General features: G+C 54.3%; 15 protein-coding genes and 1 pseudogene. 7 read left to right on the forward strand and 9 right to left on the reverse strand.

Going from position 1 to position 15,337, the window contains the following annotated elements:
* The 7 genes from NMQ09_RS01650 to NMQ09_RS01680 all read right to left on the reverse strand — a co-directional run bounded on the left by NMQ09_RS01650 (nt 1) and on the right by NMQ09_RS01680 (nt 5,910).
* Entirely contained in the window at nt 1-552 is a 552-nt protein-coding gene (locus NMQ09_RS01650; protein ID WP_255192716.1) for a DUF8063 family protein, read from the reverse strand.
* 53 nt (nt 553-605) lie between these two features.
* Nucleotides 606-1,478 (reverse strand): carboxypeptidase-like regulatory domain-containing protein, encoded by an 873-nt coding sequence (locus NMQ09_RS01655; protein ID WP_255192717.1) that lies wholly within the window; start codon nt 1,476-1,478, stop codon nt 606-608.
* Between the two features lie 62 nt (nt 1,479-1,540).
* Complete coding sequence (locus NMQ09_RS01660) at nt 1,541-3,550, reverse strand: Env/VP5 family phage fusion protein (protein ID WP_255192718.1); 2,010 nt, start codon at nt 3,548-3,550, stop codon at nt 1,541-1,543.
* Nucleotides 3,551-3,565: 15 nt separating this feature from the next.
* Nucleotides 3,566-3,775 (reverse strand): hypothetical protein, encoded by a 210-nt coding sequence (locus NMQ09_RS01665; RefSeq protein WP_255192719.1) that lies wholly within the window; start codon nt 3,773-3,775, stop codon nt 3,566-3,568.
* Between the two features lie 197 nt (nt 3,776-3,972).
* Nucleotides 3,973-4,326, reverse strand: a complete 354-nt coding sequence (locus NMQ09_RS01670; RefSeq protein ID WP_255192720.1) for a hypothetical protein — start codon at nt 4,324-4,326, stop codon at nt 3,973-3,975.
* Between the two features lie 226 nt (nt 4,327-4,552).
* Entirely contained in the window at nt 4,553-5,200 is a 648-nt protein-coding gene (locus NMQ09_RS01675; protein WP_255192721.1) for a hypothetical protein, read from the reverse strand.
* A gap of 377 nt (nt 5,201-5,577) precedes the next feature.
* A complete protein-coding gene (locus NMQ09_RS01680; RefSeq protein WP_255192722.1) occupies nt 5,578-5,910 on the reverse strand; it encodes a hypothetical protein in 333 nt (110 codons plus the stop codon).
* A gap of 102 nt (nt 5,911-6,012) precedes the next feature.
* On the opposite strand from NMQ09_RS01680, the gene NMQ09_RS01685 reads away from it, so the two are divergent.
* The 3 genes from NMQ09_RS01685 (at nt 6,013) to NMQ09_RS01695 (ending at nt 8,876) form a co-directional block, all read left to right on the forward strand.
* Complete coding sequence (locus NMQ09_RS01685) at nt 6,013-6,279, forward strand: hypothetical protein (RefSeq protein WP_255192723.1); 267 nt, start codon at nt 6,013-6,015, stop codon at nt 6,277-6,279.
* A gap of 73 nt (nt 6,280-6,352) precedes the next feature.
* On the forward strand, nt 6,353-6,646 hold the full coding sequence (locus NMQ09_RS01690; protein WP_255192724.1) for a hypothetical protein: 294 nt from the start codon (nt 6,353-6,355) through the stop codon (nt 6,644-6,646).
* A 991-nt stretch (nt 6,647-7,637) separates the two neighbouring features.
* On the forward strand, nt 7,638-8,876 hold the full coding sequence (locus NMQ09_RS01695; protein WP_255192725.1) for a hypothetical protein: 1,239 nt from the start codon (nt 7,638-7,640) through the stop codon (nt 8,874-8,876).
* A gap of 646 nt (nt 8,877-9,522) precedes the next feature.
* On the opposite strand, the gene NMQ09_RS01700 is transcribed toward NMQ09_RS01695, so the two are convergent.
* Nucleotides 9,523-10,515: a tyrosine-type recombinase/integrase gene (locus NMQ09_RS01700; RefSeq protein WP_255192726.1), complete on the reverse strand. Its 993-nt coding sequence runs from the start codon at nt 10,513-10,515 to the stop codon at nt 9,523-9,525.
* 592 nt (nt 10,516-11,107) lie between these two features.
* Nucleotides 11,108-12,745 carry a hypothetical protein gene (locus NMQ09_RS01705; protein ID WP_255192727.1) on the reverse strand — a complete coding sequence of 546 codons (1,638 nt, stop codon included), beginning with the start codon at nt 12,743-12,745 and terminating at the stop codon, nt 11,108-11,110.
* A 315-nt stretch (nt 12,746-13,060) separates the two neighbouring features.
* On the opposite strand from NMQ09_RS01705, the pseudogene NMQ09_RS01710 reads away from it, so the two are divergent.
* The 4 genes and pseudogenes from NMQ09_RS01710 to NMQ09_RS01725 all read left to right on the forward strand — a co-directional run.
* A pseudogene (locus tag NMQ09_RS01710) lies at nt 13,061-13,282 on the forward strand (ABC transporter permease); the annotation flags it as partial.
* A gap of 16 nt (nt 13,283-13,298) precedes the next feature.
* Nucleotides 13,299-14,372: an ABC transporter ATP-binding protein gene (locus tag NMQ09_RS01715; RefSeq protein ID WP_255192728.1), complete on the forward strand. Its 1,074-nt coding sequence runs from the start codon at nt 13,299-13,301 to the stop codon at nt 14,370-14,372.
* 99 nt (nt 14,373-14,471) lie between these two features.
* A complete protein-coding gene (locus NMQ09_RS01720) occupies nt 14,472-14,828 on the forward strand; it encodes a hypothetical protein (RefSeq protein WP_255192729.1) in 357 nt (118 codons plus the stop codon).
* 215 nt (nt 14,829-15,043) lie between these two features.
* Nucleotides 15,044-15,262 carry a hypothetical protein gene (locus NMQ09_RS01725; RefSeq protein WP_255192730.1) on the forward strand — a complete coding sequence of 73 codons (219 nt, stop codon included), beginning with the start codon at nt 15,044-15,046 and terminating at the stop codon, nt 15,260-15,262.
* The last annotated feature ends 75 nt before the right edge of the window (nt 15,263-15,337 follow it).

The raw sequence follows: 15,337 nt of genomic DNA on the forward strand, positions 1-15,337 counted from the left end.
TTACGCCACCCTCTCTACGTTGTTACTGCGGAGCCTGTGCAGCCACAGGACGTTAGCGACAATAAAGACGAACACGCCGATAACACCCAGAATGATGGATGGTGCTGTCCAGTTTCCTGCTGGCAAGACAGTAATATCATCATCATGTCCAAGCAGGACCAGCGTGCCGTCCCCGTCGACTGTTACCTGTCGGTTGTCCTCAACGGTAAATTCCACGGTGGTCCGCCCTTCGTTGCTGATATCGACGGTCTCCCGGTTAAGCGCTATAGCCTCATTGTTGTCGCTCGTCCGGCCTGCATCAGTTATCGTGACGTCCGTGTAGCGGTCTGCCTCGAGCGTCGCAACCCACGTCTTGCCATCCCATTCCGACTCTACGAGTCGGAGAGAGTCCGAGAAGTGGTGCTGATACTCTTCAACATCTTCTGCTTCTTCTGTTGTTACGTCTGTGTCCTCTTGCGCTGCCACATCGAGACTGCCCACATGGACGATAGCCCCAATTATGACGAGGACTAAGAGTATTCTGATGCCCCACTTGATTGCTAATCTAATCATACATGTATTAATAGAATGTCAAAATGCAAAAGTGGTGTGCCGAAACGCCCTGTTTACTGCTTTGCCGCCCACGTGACGAGTGCGAGGAAGCCAAACAGAATCGTAACGAACGCCGAAATTAGAATGATTTCATCGCTACCAACGCCATCATCTCCAGAGCCTCCTCCTCCCGCTTCATCCCCATCCTCATCGGATTCGTCGTCTCCGTTCTCGCCCGTCCCCTCCTTCTCGTCGAGAACCAGAGTGACCTCCTTATCCTCGCCGTTAATCGTCACGGTCTCCTCAGCGTCCTCATAGCTGTCAGCATCAGCGTTCACGACGTACTCGCCATCTTCGAGGTCGGTATAGGTAACACTCCCGTCAGAGCCAGTCGTCCCCTCGTCGCCGTCGAGGTCCACAGTCGCATCCTCGATAGGGTCGCCCTCCTCGTCCTCGACGGTGAACGTGACCTCGACATCTCCCTCGTCGTCCCCATCGTCTTGAACAATATTATCAACCCAAATCTCGTCTACTGTCCACATCCCCTCTCCATTAGTTTCATCAAGCACCAGACTATATTCGCCAGAGTCAACATAATCAACAGAAGATTCGAAATCTGTCGAGAAGCCGTCCTCATCAGTCACAGTACCGAGGTGCTCAACCTCCTCGGCATCGGCGTCGTTAAGTATAACATCAATCTCTGCAAAATCCACTTCAGAGAATTCGACAAACACATCTAAACTACCTGATTCGACTTCGAACAGGCCTGTATCGTATGTCGTGCCACCACCTTTAGATATTGATTCCTCGTTAACATATACGGCTTCTATCTCATCTGCTGCTACTGTACCAACCCCTGCCATGGCCATGCCAGAGACCATCAGGAGTGCCGTTAGCACGGCGAGACCACCGGATGTGGTCCACTGAGTTGTAATTGCTTTAAACATAACTGTATAATATGGTTTAAAAGATTAAATGTCTATGGGCAGATAGGAAAGGTAAACCTGGGTTAGGCCACTCGAGTGATGTTGCCGACCAAGTAGAGCAGGACCAGTAACAGTCCAACACCCATAATCACCACAGCACCAAACCCGAACGCTGCAATGAGAGCCCCGGCCCCGAACCCATCATCTCCAGAACCACCGCCCGTGTCAATGTCGTCACGAGAGTCGATAGCGTCCTGGATAGCCTGCTGCATATCAATGCGGTCCCATGCGGAGACACCGTCATAACTCGTGTCTACGGCCTCAAAGACGGTTGCAACGGCTTTCTCATCCCCGTCAACACCGTAGTTGCTGGTAAGAGTCCAGTCGCCCTCGAAGTTGATGTCGTCGGTCGACTCGCTTGACGATTGGTAAATCATCCACGTGTCATCCCCATCATAGGATTCGCCGACAACCCAACCCCGGATTTCCTCCGTGGAGTCGTCCTCAAAGAGGACGTACGTGCCGGAGCGCTCCTCTTCAAGCTCGTTCTCCTCCTCATCGTAGACCTCGACCACAGCCTCGAAGATGATGAATTCCTCGTCCTGCATGTCGTCGACGTTGAATTCTGCTGAGACCGTGGCGTCACCATGCGAGACGGAGAACTCGTCGACGTTGATTATCTCGATGTTAATAGCGTCAGTTTCGTGAGCTGAATTGTTCGAGAACTCGATGACAGCGTAGCCATCTTCGTCGAATTCAAGGACTCCCATGTGGTCGTGCGAGGACAGGACCACGTCGCCATCCTCACTGATAGGCAGGGGTTCCTCGTCGTAGACAAGGGGTGCATCCTCAGGGCTGTTGGTAAGGACACCACCCTGATAATCGTCACCGTCGTATGCGACGGTCATCATCATATCCGGGGCAGTCGTGTAGCCGACAGTGGCGTGGAAATAAAGGTCAACAGCAGCGTCAATTCCCATGCCTGAGCCGTAGGTCTCCAGGAATTCTCGTGGGCCGAAGTACTCATCCGGCGAGAGTTCTCCAGCGTCGACCTCCGAGTAGACCTCTTCAGCCCGGTCCTCCACGAGGTCGAGGGTGGCTGGGCGTTGGGTCTCGTACTTCTCTTCAATCCATGCTATGGGATTGTGATTGCCGTCGGAATCTCCAAGCACAATCAACTCTGAGGCATCCCGGTTAGGGTCTTCGCCCACAATCTGATTGGTGCCCGTCGACCCACTACCAGTGAGCATGAACGTCTCAACGTCAAATGTGAGGCTTCCATCTTCTTCTTCGATTATGGATGGCGTGTGGTCAGCGTCATAATCATCGTAGGGCACCACGTCAACGTTAGAGATAGCCGTGATATACTCGACCGTGTCTCCATCCGGGAGCGTGTACTCGTCGGTCTCTATCTCGCTGTCTGCAGTGACATAGATGTCAGCATACTCCGCCCGATAGTTACCGCTCTGAGAATGATGGAACCCCTCTTGGAAGTAGATAATGGCGTCAGCGTTATCGTCGGCGTAAGTTGCCTTACCCCAGATGAACGCTTCGGTGACGAGGTCATTGTGTCCGTCCAGCAATCCGGCGTAGTGGTCAGCGTAATAGCCATTAGTTTCCATCCGGGCACTTGACCGGGCTGTGGATATACTCTCATCATCGTATCGAGCTTCGACAATCGCTTGCTCCCCCTCGATAAATGCCAGATACTGCTGCTCATCATAGTACTGGCGGAAATCAGACATCATGTCATGGTGGAGAGCGTCAATCTGTCCGTGCTGGACGTACGCTCCCTCTTCCAGTTCGACGCTGTTAGAAGCGTCATCTGGGTCATCAAGCAGACCAGTGACAACACAGTAAGCCCCTGTGAGTCCACCAGTGGTGAAATGCGCTATCCACCGATAACTCGACTCACAGATGCCACTATCTCCATCATCCGCCGCTGCCACTCCAGAGTGAGTGGCGTCGACGCCAGGGAGAAATGCAGCCCCGAGAGGCATGGCTACCATGCTAGCCACCATGACCAGTGCCATGGTGACCACCAGTGCCGTCCTCCCGAGGCTCTTCGTCGTTTTTGATGTGTTATAATTCATACATACACCCCAGTTTTAGTTGACGAAGTCCTCAACAATGCTGAGTCCCGTGTACACGCCCCCTACAACAAATCCAATGCCAAGGATGCCCATCGCAACCTGATTGTCAACACTGGACAGGAGCGCTGTGTCGGTAACTGCTTCGAGGCCGAGTGTAAAACTGCCGACACTCGCAAAAACCTTGCTCGATACATCTTTGACCATGTCAATAGCATCATTACTCATGATTCAACACATAATATGGACCACAAGAATAAATGTCTATGGTCAATCAATAACCACGGCGTAAAAAATCCAGCAAAACTCGAGTACGAACACGAAAATGGGCGTGTAACGCCCACACAACCCCGTTTAATGCATGATAGGCAACTCGTCGATGTCCTCCCCATCCCAATGTATGTCAACCTCGTGCAAAGGTGTTGTCACGTCACGTCGAACTCGAGGTCCGGGTCCACTCGAGCCAAACTCTCAACCCTCCACGAGCCCTCTGCGTGCCGGTCTCCCCACGCTTTGGCTCGGTCCCAACTCAAAAACCACACTCCATCCTCGATAATGCGCTTCTCGCCACGGCTCCCGTAGCTGATAATATGGATTTCGTCGACGACGTCGATGGCCTTTTGTTCGATGATTTCGCCATCAGAATCGTAGCGCACGCCATCATCCCAACTCTTGTTCGGGTCCCGAAACCTCACATAGCTTGCCCAATCGCTGACAGTGAACGCTCTGCGCCCAATGTTCTCATTGTTGTCCCTCATGCTCTTTGATATGTCATCCACTAGCTAAGGTTTAATCCCTAATCTGTTGGTAAGTGTTGACCATCCACTCAGAGATGAGGGGCGGGTTTGGTGGACCCCTCCCATGGGAGGGGTGTCGTTCCATATGTCAACCCCATGCTGCCTCCTGATTATCGAATTTCGAGTGTATAAAAGGAATTTTCGCTCTCGAACCGTTCCGAACGGTTCGAAACCCTTCCATCATACCCTTTCAAAGACTGTCCTCTGCTCAGAACAGGTTTTCAAGGTCTCGAAGGTCGTCGTGGTCGACAATCTTACTCGGATACGTTTTGGCCCCAAAAAACCGACCTGCATCCCTGACCTCGTTATTGAGCGTCCATCCGGTCACGAGAGCAGAGTTAAAATCCTTGCTGAGCAACACTTGAATATACGTGTCTGCTCTAATATCGCTCTCATTGCCTGCTCTGCGCATTCCAACGAGCAAGTCCATGTGATACCCTTCGTTTTGGATTCGAGACTTAACATCAGCCGTCAGAGCGCCTATTTCGAGGTCGCCCGTCTGATAACCATCGTGCCAATCCCAATCAACGCCTTCGTTCTCGCACACGGCGGCAACCACTCCTTCGGCGATTTTTCCCTGCACAGAGTGTTCAGACGACGTTTTGGAGTCTCGTGCGTCCCGAGTGTCTCGCTCACTCTTAGACGCCTCTCTCGCCCAATCCCTAAGCTCTGCAGGGACATCCACGTGCCAATGAGTGCGCCCAGCCCAATCTGTCTCGACAACGGACATGATGCGTACGAGGTCGTCGACATCAGTCGACGGCAACTCAATCTCAGGCAGGTCTGGTTTCGGTAAGGTTCCCAAATCAGGCTCCTCAAGCGTCGAGACCCGATTCCCCGCCACAAACACACTCATCGAGAGTCACCCCACTCTGACCCAGCGGCGAACGGCTCATCCGGCATCTCGTCCAGGCGTGTGTCCTCCCGTGCCTGCCAATGCTCCCGAGAGCCAACGCAATCCCAGCACACTCGAGGCTCATCCGACAACTCCACGCCGCTATCCGACACTGACACCGGCATGTGCGGTATGACATCCGACGACCCGCAGCACTCGCATGTCGTCGGTTCGTGTTCGGCGTCGTCGCTGTCGGGGACGGAGACCTCGTCTAGAGTTGCTTGCGCCAGACTCATGCATCATCATCCTCCTGTTCGTCGTCATCGTCGTCAGACGGCCACTCCACTCGCTCGAGCAGCGCTCGACGACATCGAGCATGCCACTGATGCTCCGTCATCTCACATCACCTCCTGACCCTCGACGTAGTCGAGATAGGCACGTCCACGGTCCGTAAAGACGACTGCACCAGCCCCAGTCGGCGACGACTCAGGATGCTCCTCGTCGACTCGGAGCAGGTCTCGGTGGACGCATCGGGTCACGGTCTGATAGCCGTACCGTGTCGACCCGTGCGGTCCGACCCGCTTGGCCAGTTGGTTTCGGGATGGGATTGCCCCGGACGCCACGAGGCGGACGGCGAGTTCCATTTTTGCGCCAATGCGCCCGTCAAATTCGGTCTCAGCGTTGTTCTCGGTCGATTCAGCTTCATTCGATGGGGTTGTGCTATCCATCATACATCACACATATAAGGAGGAGAATAAAGGTGTATCCCCAACCCACCCCATACTGTATGGGTTGACCAAACACTTATGCGCACGTGCGTAGTATAAGATGATATGGCAGACAAAAACTCTGTGAGCGAATTACCCGCCAGGGACTGGGCATGGACCGAGATATTAGACCATCTCTCCGCTGAGGGCAACGTACAAATCAAAAGAATGAGTATTCCAGACCACAGAAAACAGACCGTGCGGCGGGTGCTCCGGAATCTCGAGGATAAAGGATGGCTCTACCGTGAAAGCCCCCAAAAAGAGACCTACTACCCGTCAGACGCAGGAATTCATGTTTTTAGTGGCATCGTCCACAACGCCGACTCCCCCTGAATACAGTAACCCTGTCTAATTAGTGCAAGTTGGCGTTAAGCATATATACCCCTACCCCTATGTATCACATGTAATGTGTCAAACAGCCCTAACCGACGACGGCATCGACATCAAAGACAGCGGTATGACAATATACGGCCTGCGGAGCGACTACTGTGCGCACCTAACTGTCGTTGCAGAAACAGAAGACAGTATACTGTTTGCTGACGGAACATTTAACGAGTTGGGAGAGTGGACCGAAGACATCGACGACATCGACGCTAAAGAGCTGTCGAAGCGTATGCATGACCTCGCCGCAGACATCGTCCCAGACCAAGATTGGTCAGGAGCCGACCCACTCGTCGTCGCACGAGGCGATGAGCAATGAGTTGCATCCCACAACCATACTGCAACGACTGCGACAGCGACGAGCATATCATCAGCATCGGTCGAGCGAGTGCAGCAGAGCAAGAAGCCCGAGGAGTCGCAGAAGACGCCTACAAGTGCAGCGAGTGCGGAGCGGCGGGGAGCTATGAACACTGCATGCGCACTGGCGATTATGACGTCGCAGGCGACCTATTCAGCGGAGGCGATGAGCAAGCTCAATAAATCTTTTTCTACTACTATTACCTTATTCTATTCTATTAAGGATTAAATATTTGTTGATGTAACACGTATTGTTACATATAGATGCGAGACAATCGTGACAAAGTCAATATTGACGGAGTGCCAGCATCGGCCATCGAACACATCGAGACATGGGACATTCCGGAGTGCGAGTGCGGCGATTTCGAAAACTGCGATTTCTGTCGGTAGCAAAATGCGGGTTTTTGGTAGCAAAATCAATTATCCACGCTCTCTATGTGTGTGGATAGATTTCTGCGGCATGAAGAAGGAGGGGCCACTACTCTCCAAAAACTAAATCAGCGATAGAGAGCTTCTAACCCACAGTTCTGTTCTGGCGGAGTTCGTTCCCTATCATTTTCACTTGCTTCTCCTTCCACACTATCCACACAACTTACCTTACAATAATAATATTAATACCAATTTGGTAGTAATAGTAGTAGTAGTAGTGTAGTTGTGTGGATAGAATGATGGTGATGCAGAGTGACGATGGCTGATGAAGCTTGATGAGAGTGCTGTGGATGAAAGCAGGAAGCCAACGCAATAACGCCTGAAAGTCGCTTTTAGTGGCGTTTTGACTCACTGCCCAGTAATCCTTAATTGGTTGTTTTTGGTTACCCCTCCCTCTCTTCGTGGCGCAGAATCCTATCCACACACATAGAGAGCGTGGATAACTGATTTTGCTACCAAAATACAGATTTTTGCTTCCAATCGAGGATATACCTATATACTCCCCCACTGTTAATTAGTTTGAGATGACATTACAGAATCTCGACAAAGAACTGGCAGCGAAGGAGAATGGTAGCAAAAACAGCAAAAATCTGCGACTTCGAGAAGAATATGTCGAGTGGATAGAGCAAACCGCCCAGGAGAGGTTTGGCTCGTCGTACAAACAGGCCCGGTTGGTCGAGCACGTTATCGACTTTTACCGCAAATATCACGACGACATGGGGTCAATCGAAGGAGAACTCCACGAGATTAAGACGATGCTCGAAGAGATGCAGGAGACTGGGGTCGCCGTCTCTAACGATTCTAACGCCGACGCCGACGACGAACCCACGCCTGCAGGCAATGAGTCGGACGATGAGACTGTTGACGAGGCATCTGATGCAGACGAGAATGATGACCTCTCCCCTGCAGAGAAGCTGGAGAAGATGGCTCATAACGGCGAGTCAATCGACCCAAGGGAGCACGACCTATCGGTCGCCAACGGAGCACGGGGGGTTGACCGTACTGCTATCCTGATTGCCGCAATGCGGCACGAGTCGACCCAAGATGAGTGGTCCAAGGAAGATATCGAATCGTTAGCATCAAGAGAGATGAATTATTCTGGCTCTGGAGCTAATGACCGAGCCAACGAAGTTATTAATCATATTGATGCCTCCCCGCTCCAGAAGCTCGAAGACACGTGGCTGCCAAATCGTGTGGACGAGGATATCCGGGGGACGAGGATGAGGGAATTCCGAAAAACAAACAGTGAGGCAGTCTACCGCCGAGAAATCGGTAAATCTCTCGCTGATTATATCGGCTCGCACGACCTCGACACAGATGTTTATTTTTCCACGAATGGGGCAATGGCACAAGGAATGCTCGATGCCTACAAAACCATAATGCGGGCAATCCACGTTAATCCTCGAAGTGAGCATCACAAGACGAGTGCTAAGCTCGCATTGGATGCGTTCGTGGACATCATCGAGCAGGACGGCCTCGACGCCGTCACGCCACTCGGTGTGGGTGGGACACTCGCTGACGAAATTACGAAAATACGTGTGCAGATGGGCATCGAAGATGTCCCGCTTGACGACCACGACCTCGATACGACTGAGGGCATCAAAGCCTACGTCAACACGCATAATCTCAGAGTGTCGACTAAAGCACAAGACCAACTCGCCGACCTCGACGACGCAACTGAAGTCATCTCGACTCTCGTCGACGATTACAGTGACGCACCAGTTATTACGGCGAGCCATGTGGACGAGGCTCTTAAAAACTAATCCACCCAACTTCAATCGAGCGTGAACGTCGGGTATTGCGGGGCGACTTTGATGAGGTCTCCATCCGCTGACGTCCATTGCCGCATCATCATTTGCATCTCAGCGTCCGCTACGTCTGCTAAATCGTCCGCAGTCATTGATTCGTCGGTGGCGTCGACGACGAGTGCTCCGGCTTCCAATCGGATGTGAGCCATACGCTATTGATGACGCACTGGGTCGTCTTATCCGGCTTAATTTTCTGCACAACACCAATGCACTAATTTACCACCTTCATATGTATGGAAGCAAATATTGATGCACTCATCGAACAGCACTATGTATCGACTGGTGATTCCGGATGGTATCGATGCCGTCGATGCGGTAAGAAGGTCTATTGTGGTGACACTCGGCAGGATGACCTGTGGATGCACGAGCAGCGAGACCACTAATTATACTGTTCCAAATTCTGTATCACAATAGGGACAAATATATGGGGCACAGGATTCACATACGGCGATGATATTTCCAGATTCTTTACATTGATTTGGGCACTTGCTTCCTGAACTATCTTCCTGAAATCTGTCCGATACCGTAGTCTTGCAATCAGCACAAGTGTATACTTTTGCCATCGGTCGTTAATGACAGAGGAGACTAATAATAGTGCCTATCAGATATTGTCGAGATAGCCTCTCCGTTGCTCCATTTTCTCCCGCTCATCCCGGCGGTCGTAGTGCTTGTCCAGCACGTCGGTTGAGACGTTTGCCCGGTCAGAAACGACGGTCTCTGGCATATCGTTTCGCAGAAAGTGTGTGATGGAACCACGCCTGAATGCGTGCGCAGCTACGCTGCTGGGGCATTCGTAAGCATAGTTATCGCTCCGTTCAACGCTCCCCCGGCATTCGTCTAACTCCTGCTCATGTGGACACTCGCCACTGAACCAACAGGGTCTCGTCAGTCGATAGCACCATTTTCGCACTGTATTTCGGGCTATCCTCCCGTGTTTCGTGGTCAGCAGTGGGGCTCGCCCGTGTTCATCCTCGATGTCAACTCGCTTTTCCTCGATATAGTCGTCGAGGATTCGGCATGTTTCCTCACTTATGGCGACCATCCGCTCCCCTTCTCCTTGGTTCTTGAGCGGTGTCTCGGTCTCTGGACGGTGTTCAAGGCTTAGATACTGTTCCTCGGGGTGGTAGTCGTCGAGGTCGAGACCTCGCACAGCCCCGGTTCTTGCTCCAGTCCGCCAGAGCAAGAGAGTCAATGCGTGGTGCATGCTCGCATAGTCGAATCGGTCCAAGCGTTCGAGGATTGCTTGTGCGACGTCCGCTTCAACCTCGTCGTCTCGGACGTTCTCTCCCTTTCTCAACGTTGGTGAGTCAGCCACGTCGACGAGGTCGTCATCGACGTAGTCGAGACGGCTCATATACTCCAAAAATCCCCGTAGGGTGTCCACGTGGGACTTGATTGTGGGTTTCGATAGGTTTTGGTCTCTCAATTCAGTTTTATACTCGTGGATATCCTGCTTCGTCAACTCTTCAACGCCCCGGTCGCCCCACCAACTCTCAAATTTCGAGAGCCGGTATTGGTAGGATTGGACGGTTTGGTGTGCGCAGTCGCTCTCTCGGGCGTCGAGGTAAATTGTGATGGCTTTGTTTGGTTGCATGGGGTTCCAGTCTCTGTGTTTGGTGGACCGTCAGCCAGAGTCGCAACAGCCTGTAGCTCGGGTCACGAGTTGGATTGGACTTCGAGTACGGTCGTGGGTGAGCCGCCTACGGCGGCGAATTAGGCTGAGGTCCTGAAATCTTTGATTTCAGCAACCTCAGACGTGGTTCGAATCCCATCGTGCCCGTGATTCTGCGACGAACGGACGTGAGGAGCGAATCACGGATCGCGATGGGTTCGAATCAGACCGAGGTTCTGCGCGACGCGCAGGTTCTCGGGCGTGGTTCGAATCCCATCGTGCCCTGATTCTGCGAGGAGCGGACGCGACGAGCGAACAGCAAACCGCGATGGATTCGAAGGAGACGAGTCGCAGCGTCCGAACGAAGTGAGGACGACCGTCTCGGTGTGGTTCGAATCCCATCGTGCCCGCGCGGAATCTGAAACTTCAGAAACTTCTGCGGCATCTATACCAGAAGGACTCAGTTATCGTTGCCAAGCCGGCAACGATGTCAAACACATGACTGAACTGGACGCTGGCAGCCGTCGTCGGTTCATCAGGTTCTAACGGGCATTCTGGTAGCCGAGATCTGTAATCACGAAAACGCCATATCTAAAGCACCTTTCGCAGTATCAACGTCAAACAGGTCGGAGCCATAAAACGTCGATAGGGGAAGTTCTCTCCCATCTTTGTCGTGGTTTTCCAACCAGTACTCGGCCAATCGAACGAAGTCAACTGACCGAATCAGCCGAATATCGATCCCACCGACCAGTTTCTCGAGTTGATTCGCATTGGTCAGGGCAGTCTCGGTGAAATCTGGAGCGATAATGACGAACCACTTGACCTGATGTTGCTGGTTTTTCGTATCGATGTAATTTTTGATCGTACTTTGCGTATTGGCTCCGAGTTTGAACTTGCCAGAGCGACGTTTATTATCCCAGAGGAGCCATTCTCCGTCCTGTTCTATCTCGCCATCGGCGACGCTCCCACTTGCTTGCTGCCCCAAGAGATTCGTTCCGTCGAGATTGAAGACTTCGCGGAAGATCTCTGCCGTAGCCTCTTCGAAGAGCACCTCGAGTTTCTTCGATTGGTCGGCCTCGTCGACGGTTTCCTGTAATTGAGGTGGAATGAGCTGGATGTTTCCATCTGAAATGTCCTCGAAGCAGTTGAGATACAGCTCCGCATCGACTTCGTCTTCGACTAGATCAGTCTGGGACTGCTCGAAGTACTCGATCGTCTGCTGGATCATCTCACCAGTTCGACGTTTGTGGGCGTCGAGACCGTACTGATCGACGATCTCTTTGAGTTCGTTCTTAGTGAGCATCGACTCGAGGAGTTCACTCGGGTATACGCCTGCATTGACGAGGCTCTCCCGTCGAAGGTCGTTTCGCCCCTTGGTGGCAGAAGTGACGCCGAAGTGTGCCCGAGCGTCGACGAGTCTGGATTGGTCATCGAAGTAATCCAGCGTCTCCAGCATCGTCAGGAAGCTCTCCTCGGACATTTCGTAGTACAGCCATTCACGGATGAAGTCGACGTACTCTTCGGGGATTCCCACAACGTCACCGTGTTTGGGATCGACGACTTCGTAGACGATTGCCTGTTCTTGCAGCGACCAGAGCCCCTTCTCGATCGTGTCAATAGCGTGTTCGGGTTTTTCCGACCGAGAGACCTTCGGGAAGCGGTCGATTGCCGCCAGTCGTTTGAAGAAGTCCATCCACGTGTAGTAGTTATGTTTCTGTGACTGGTCCTCGTTGTGGAGTTCAAAGTAGCTGTAAACCATATGCAACTCCGAATCGTCAACGTCGGAGCCGTAATCAACGGCAGCTTTCGCTAAGTGGAGTAGGTCGTCAGAGAAATCTTCTTCAACGTACTCATCGACGAGCCGACGTTGCCACGTCTGGACGCTCTCGAGTAGAGCCGTCTTGTCCATTTTATAACCACGCTGCTGGATCAATGTGCGAAGCAGGCCGTATCGGATAACGAGTGCCTGGTACGGTGAGTCGTTAATCGAACCCAGTCGTGGCGGCTCGAAATCGTTGAGTTCCAAGGCAAGGCGTTCCTCGTCGGCGAGTGCCGGTGCATACGTTTCGAGGTATTTCTCTCGGTCCTCGAATCCCTCGTGTTTGAACGACTCCGGGTCGAAGGCCTCTGTTTTGACTTTCGTATCATCCTTCAAGAATCGTTTTCGTTCGTGACTTTCCCATTCTTCGTCAATTAAATCCTTAATTTTCATTTTGATATGTTGCGAGTGTTGCAGGTAAGTGTAATAAAGATACTGGCAGTTTCAGCCGTGGCCACCATTTGATCGAATGTACGACTCAACCAACATACCTTCAAACGACGGTCAATGCCGCCCCTACCCCTCGAGGCCCGCTCGAGGCCGCGCAACAACCCAGCGGCGAAGAAGGGACCGTCGCCACGAGGGAAGCCAACAGGTGGGGACTCGAGAACGGAGCCGACCGTCGAACCTAACCCACCGTGAACGAAACGAGCGGACATGGAGGTGAGCCTTCGCGCCGACGGCTGGACGACCCACGGGGACGTGGCGGTCCGCGGCTGGGCGTTCGATTTCGTGATCTCGATCGGTGAGTTCTCCTCGACGGTGATCCTCGCGACCGGCACGGACCAGTACACGATGCCGGTGGCGATCGAACGCTTCATGAACCGACAGCTCGGACCGGCGACCGCGATGGGCGTCGTCCTGCTCGTGGTCACGAGCGTCAGTTTCGTCGTCATCGACCGGCTCGGGGGTGAGAGCTTTGGGATCTGATCGTCCGCCGATCGAGATGACCGTCGAGAGCGAGCGAGCTGACGCGCCGGTCGCCCTCGAGCTCGAGGGCGTCACGAAACGTTACGCCGAGACGACCGCCGTCTCCGAGCTCTCGCTCTCGGTTCGCGAGGGAGAGTTTTTCACCCTGGTCGGCCCCTCCGGCTGCGGGAAGACGACGACGCTGCGGCTGATCGCCGGCTTCGAGGAGCCGACCGCCGGGACGGTTCGCTTCCACGGCGCAGACGTCACGAACGTCCCACCCGAGGACCGCGACGTCGGCGTCGTCTTCCAGAACTACGCGCTCTTTCCCCACATGACCGTCGGCGAGAACGTCGGCTACGGGCTCAACTTCTCGAGTCCGCCCGGCGGCGTCGACGACGACGAACGCGTCGCCGAGCTGCTCGAGCTCGTCGACCTCGCGGGACTCGAGGAGCGCCGCCCCGACCAGCTCTCGGGTGGCCAGCAACAGCGCGTGGCCATCGCCCGCGCGCTGGCGCCGGGGCCGGACGTGCTGTTGCTCGACGAGCCGATGAGCGCGCTCGACGCCCGGCTGCGAGAGCACCTGCGGGTGCAGGTGAAAACCATCCAGTCGGCACTCGACATCACGACCGTCTACATCACCCACGACCAGGAGGAGGCGCTGGCGGTCTCCGACCGCGTCGCGGTGATGAACCGGGGGCGGCCGGAGCAGGTCGGCTCGCCCCAGGAGATCTACCGCCGACCCGACAGCCGGTTCGTCGCCGAATTCGTCGGCGACAACAACGTCTTCGACGGGACCGTGACGGCGGTACGCGGGGACGTCGCGGTCGTCGACGTGGCGGGGACGCCGCTCGAGGTCGACTGCCCCGACGTCGACGTGAACGTCGGCGACCGGCTGACGTGCTGCGTTCGCCCGGAACACCTCACGGTCGGCCCCGCGACGAACCGCCTCGAGGCGACCGTCGAGAGCGCCGAGTTCCTCGGGGAGACGAGCCGAGTTCACCTCGCGTGGTGCGGACGGGAACTGTTGCTGCGGACGCTCGATCCGCTCGAGGGGCAGGTGACGGTCGGGTTCGAACCCGAGGACGCACACGTGATCGAACTCGAGTGAACGATGTTCACGATCGAGTGAACGATGTTCACGACGCCGAGACGGTCATCCGAACGCGACAACCGAACCAATTTTACAGTTCGCCACGGAGTCTGTGACGTGCCCCAGGCGAACCCGGTCGAGGAGTGGGAGGCCCGACTCGAGGAGGAAGGAGAGCTGACGCCGGGGATCGTCGCCCGGATCGCCGAGCTCCACGGCGACCGCGGGCTGCGCGCCATCGAGGCCGTCGCCGAGGGACGGGTGAAAGTCTACCGCGACTTCACGGTCGTCGTCGGCTACGACGACGAGTACATCGTCGAGGGCCGTGGCTGTACCTGCAAGGACAGCGAGTATAATCTCGACCCCGACGACCCGACCGACCTCTGCTGGCACGCCCTCGCCGTGGCGATCGGCCGCCGGGTCGGCCACGTCGACTACCACGACATGTGGTACTCAGACGTTCGCGAGTTCCTCTGAGCGAACCAATTCCGCAGAGACTCTTGGACTCGCGTGTCGCCGGTCCCGTTGCTGGCGGCCGGCGATAAATCGTCACACAGTTTCCATCAGAATACAGTCATAGGACGGTTCTCGGGGTGTTGATTTCGCCCGACCCTCCGGTGAATAGCGTGCTCAACCGAGTTGCGTACTGAACGCCAGAATCCTTATTGAGAATCGAGTTGAAGAGTTGAAATATGACTGAGAACGGTTCTGGGACGGGAACATTCGTTTCGTCCATCCATCGCTCAATTCTTGGCGCACTGCTCGCAATAGCTGGTCTCATCGGCCTCAGTTGGGCGCTTGGAGCCATTTATGGAGGAAGTCTCCTGCTCGGGGTTGCTGGGATCGCAGTTGTTGGGATCGCTGCCTGCTGGATCATCTACCTATTCGTTGAGGGACTCCAAGAGAGGTAATGGAACTGGTGTGTGCTACGTACGTTCCCTGTACGTACCGTCCACCTGATAGTTCTAGAAAGAGAACGTTCTCTC

It is taken from the genome of Natronobeatus ordinarius, assembly GCF_024362485.1.
Lineage (GTDB): Archaea > Halobacteriota > Halobacteria > Halobacteriales > Natrialbaceae > Natronobeatus > Natronobeatus ordinarius.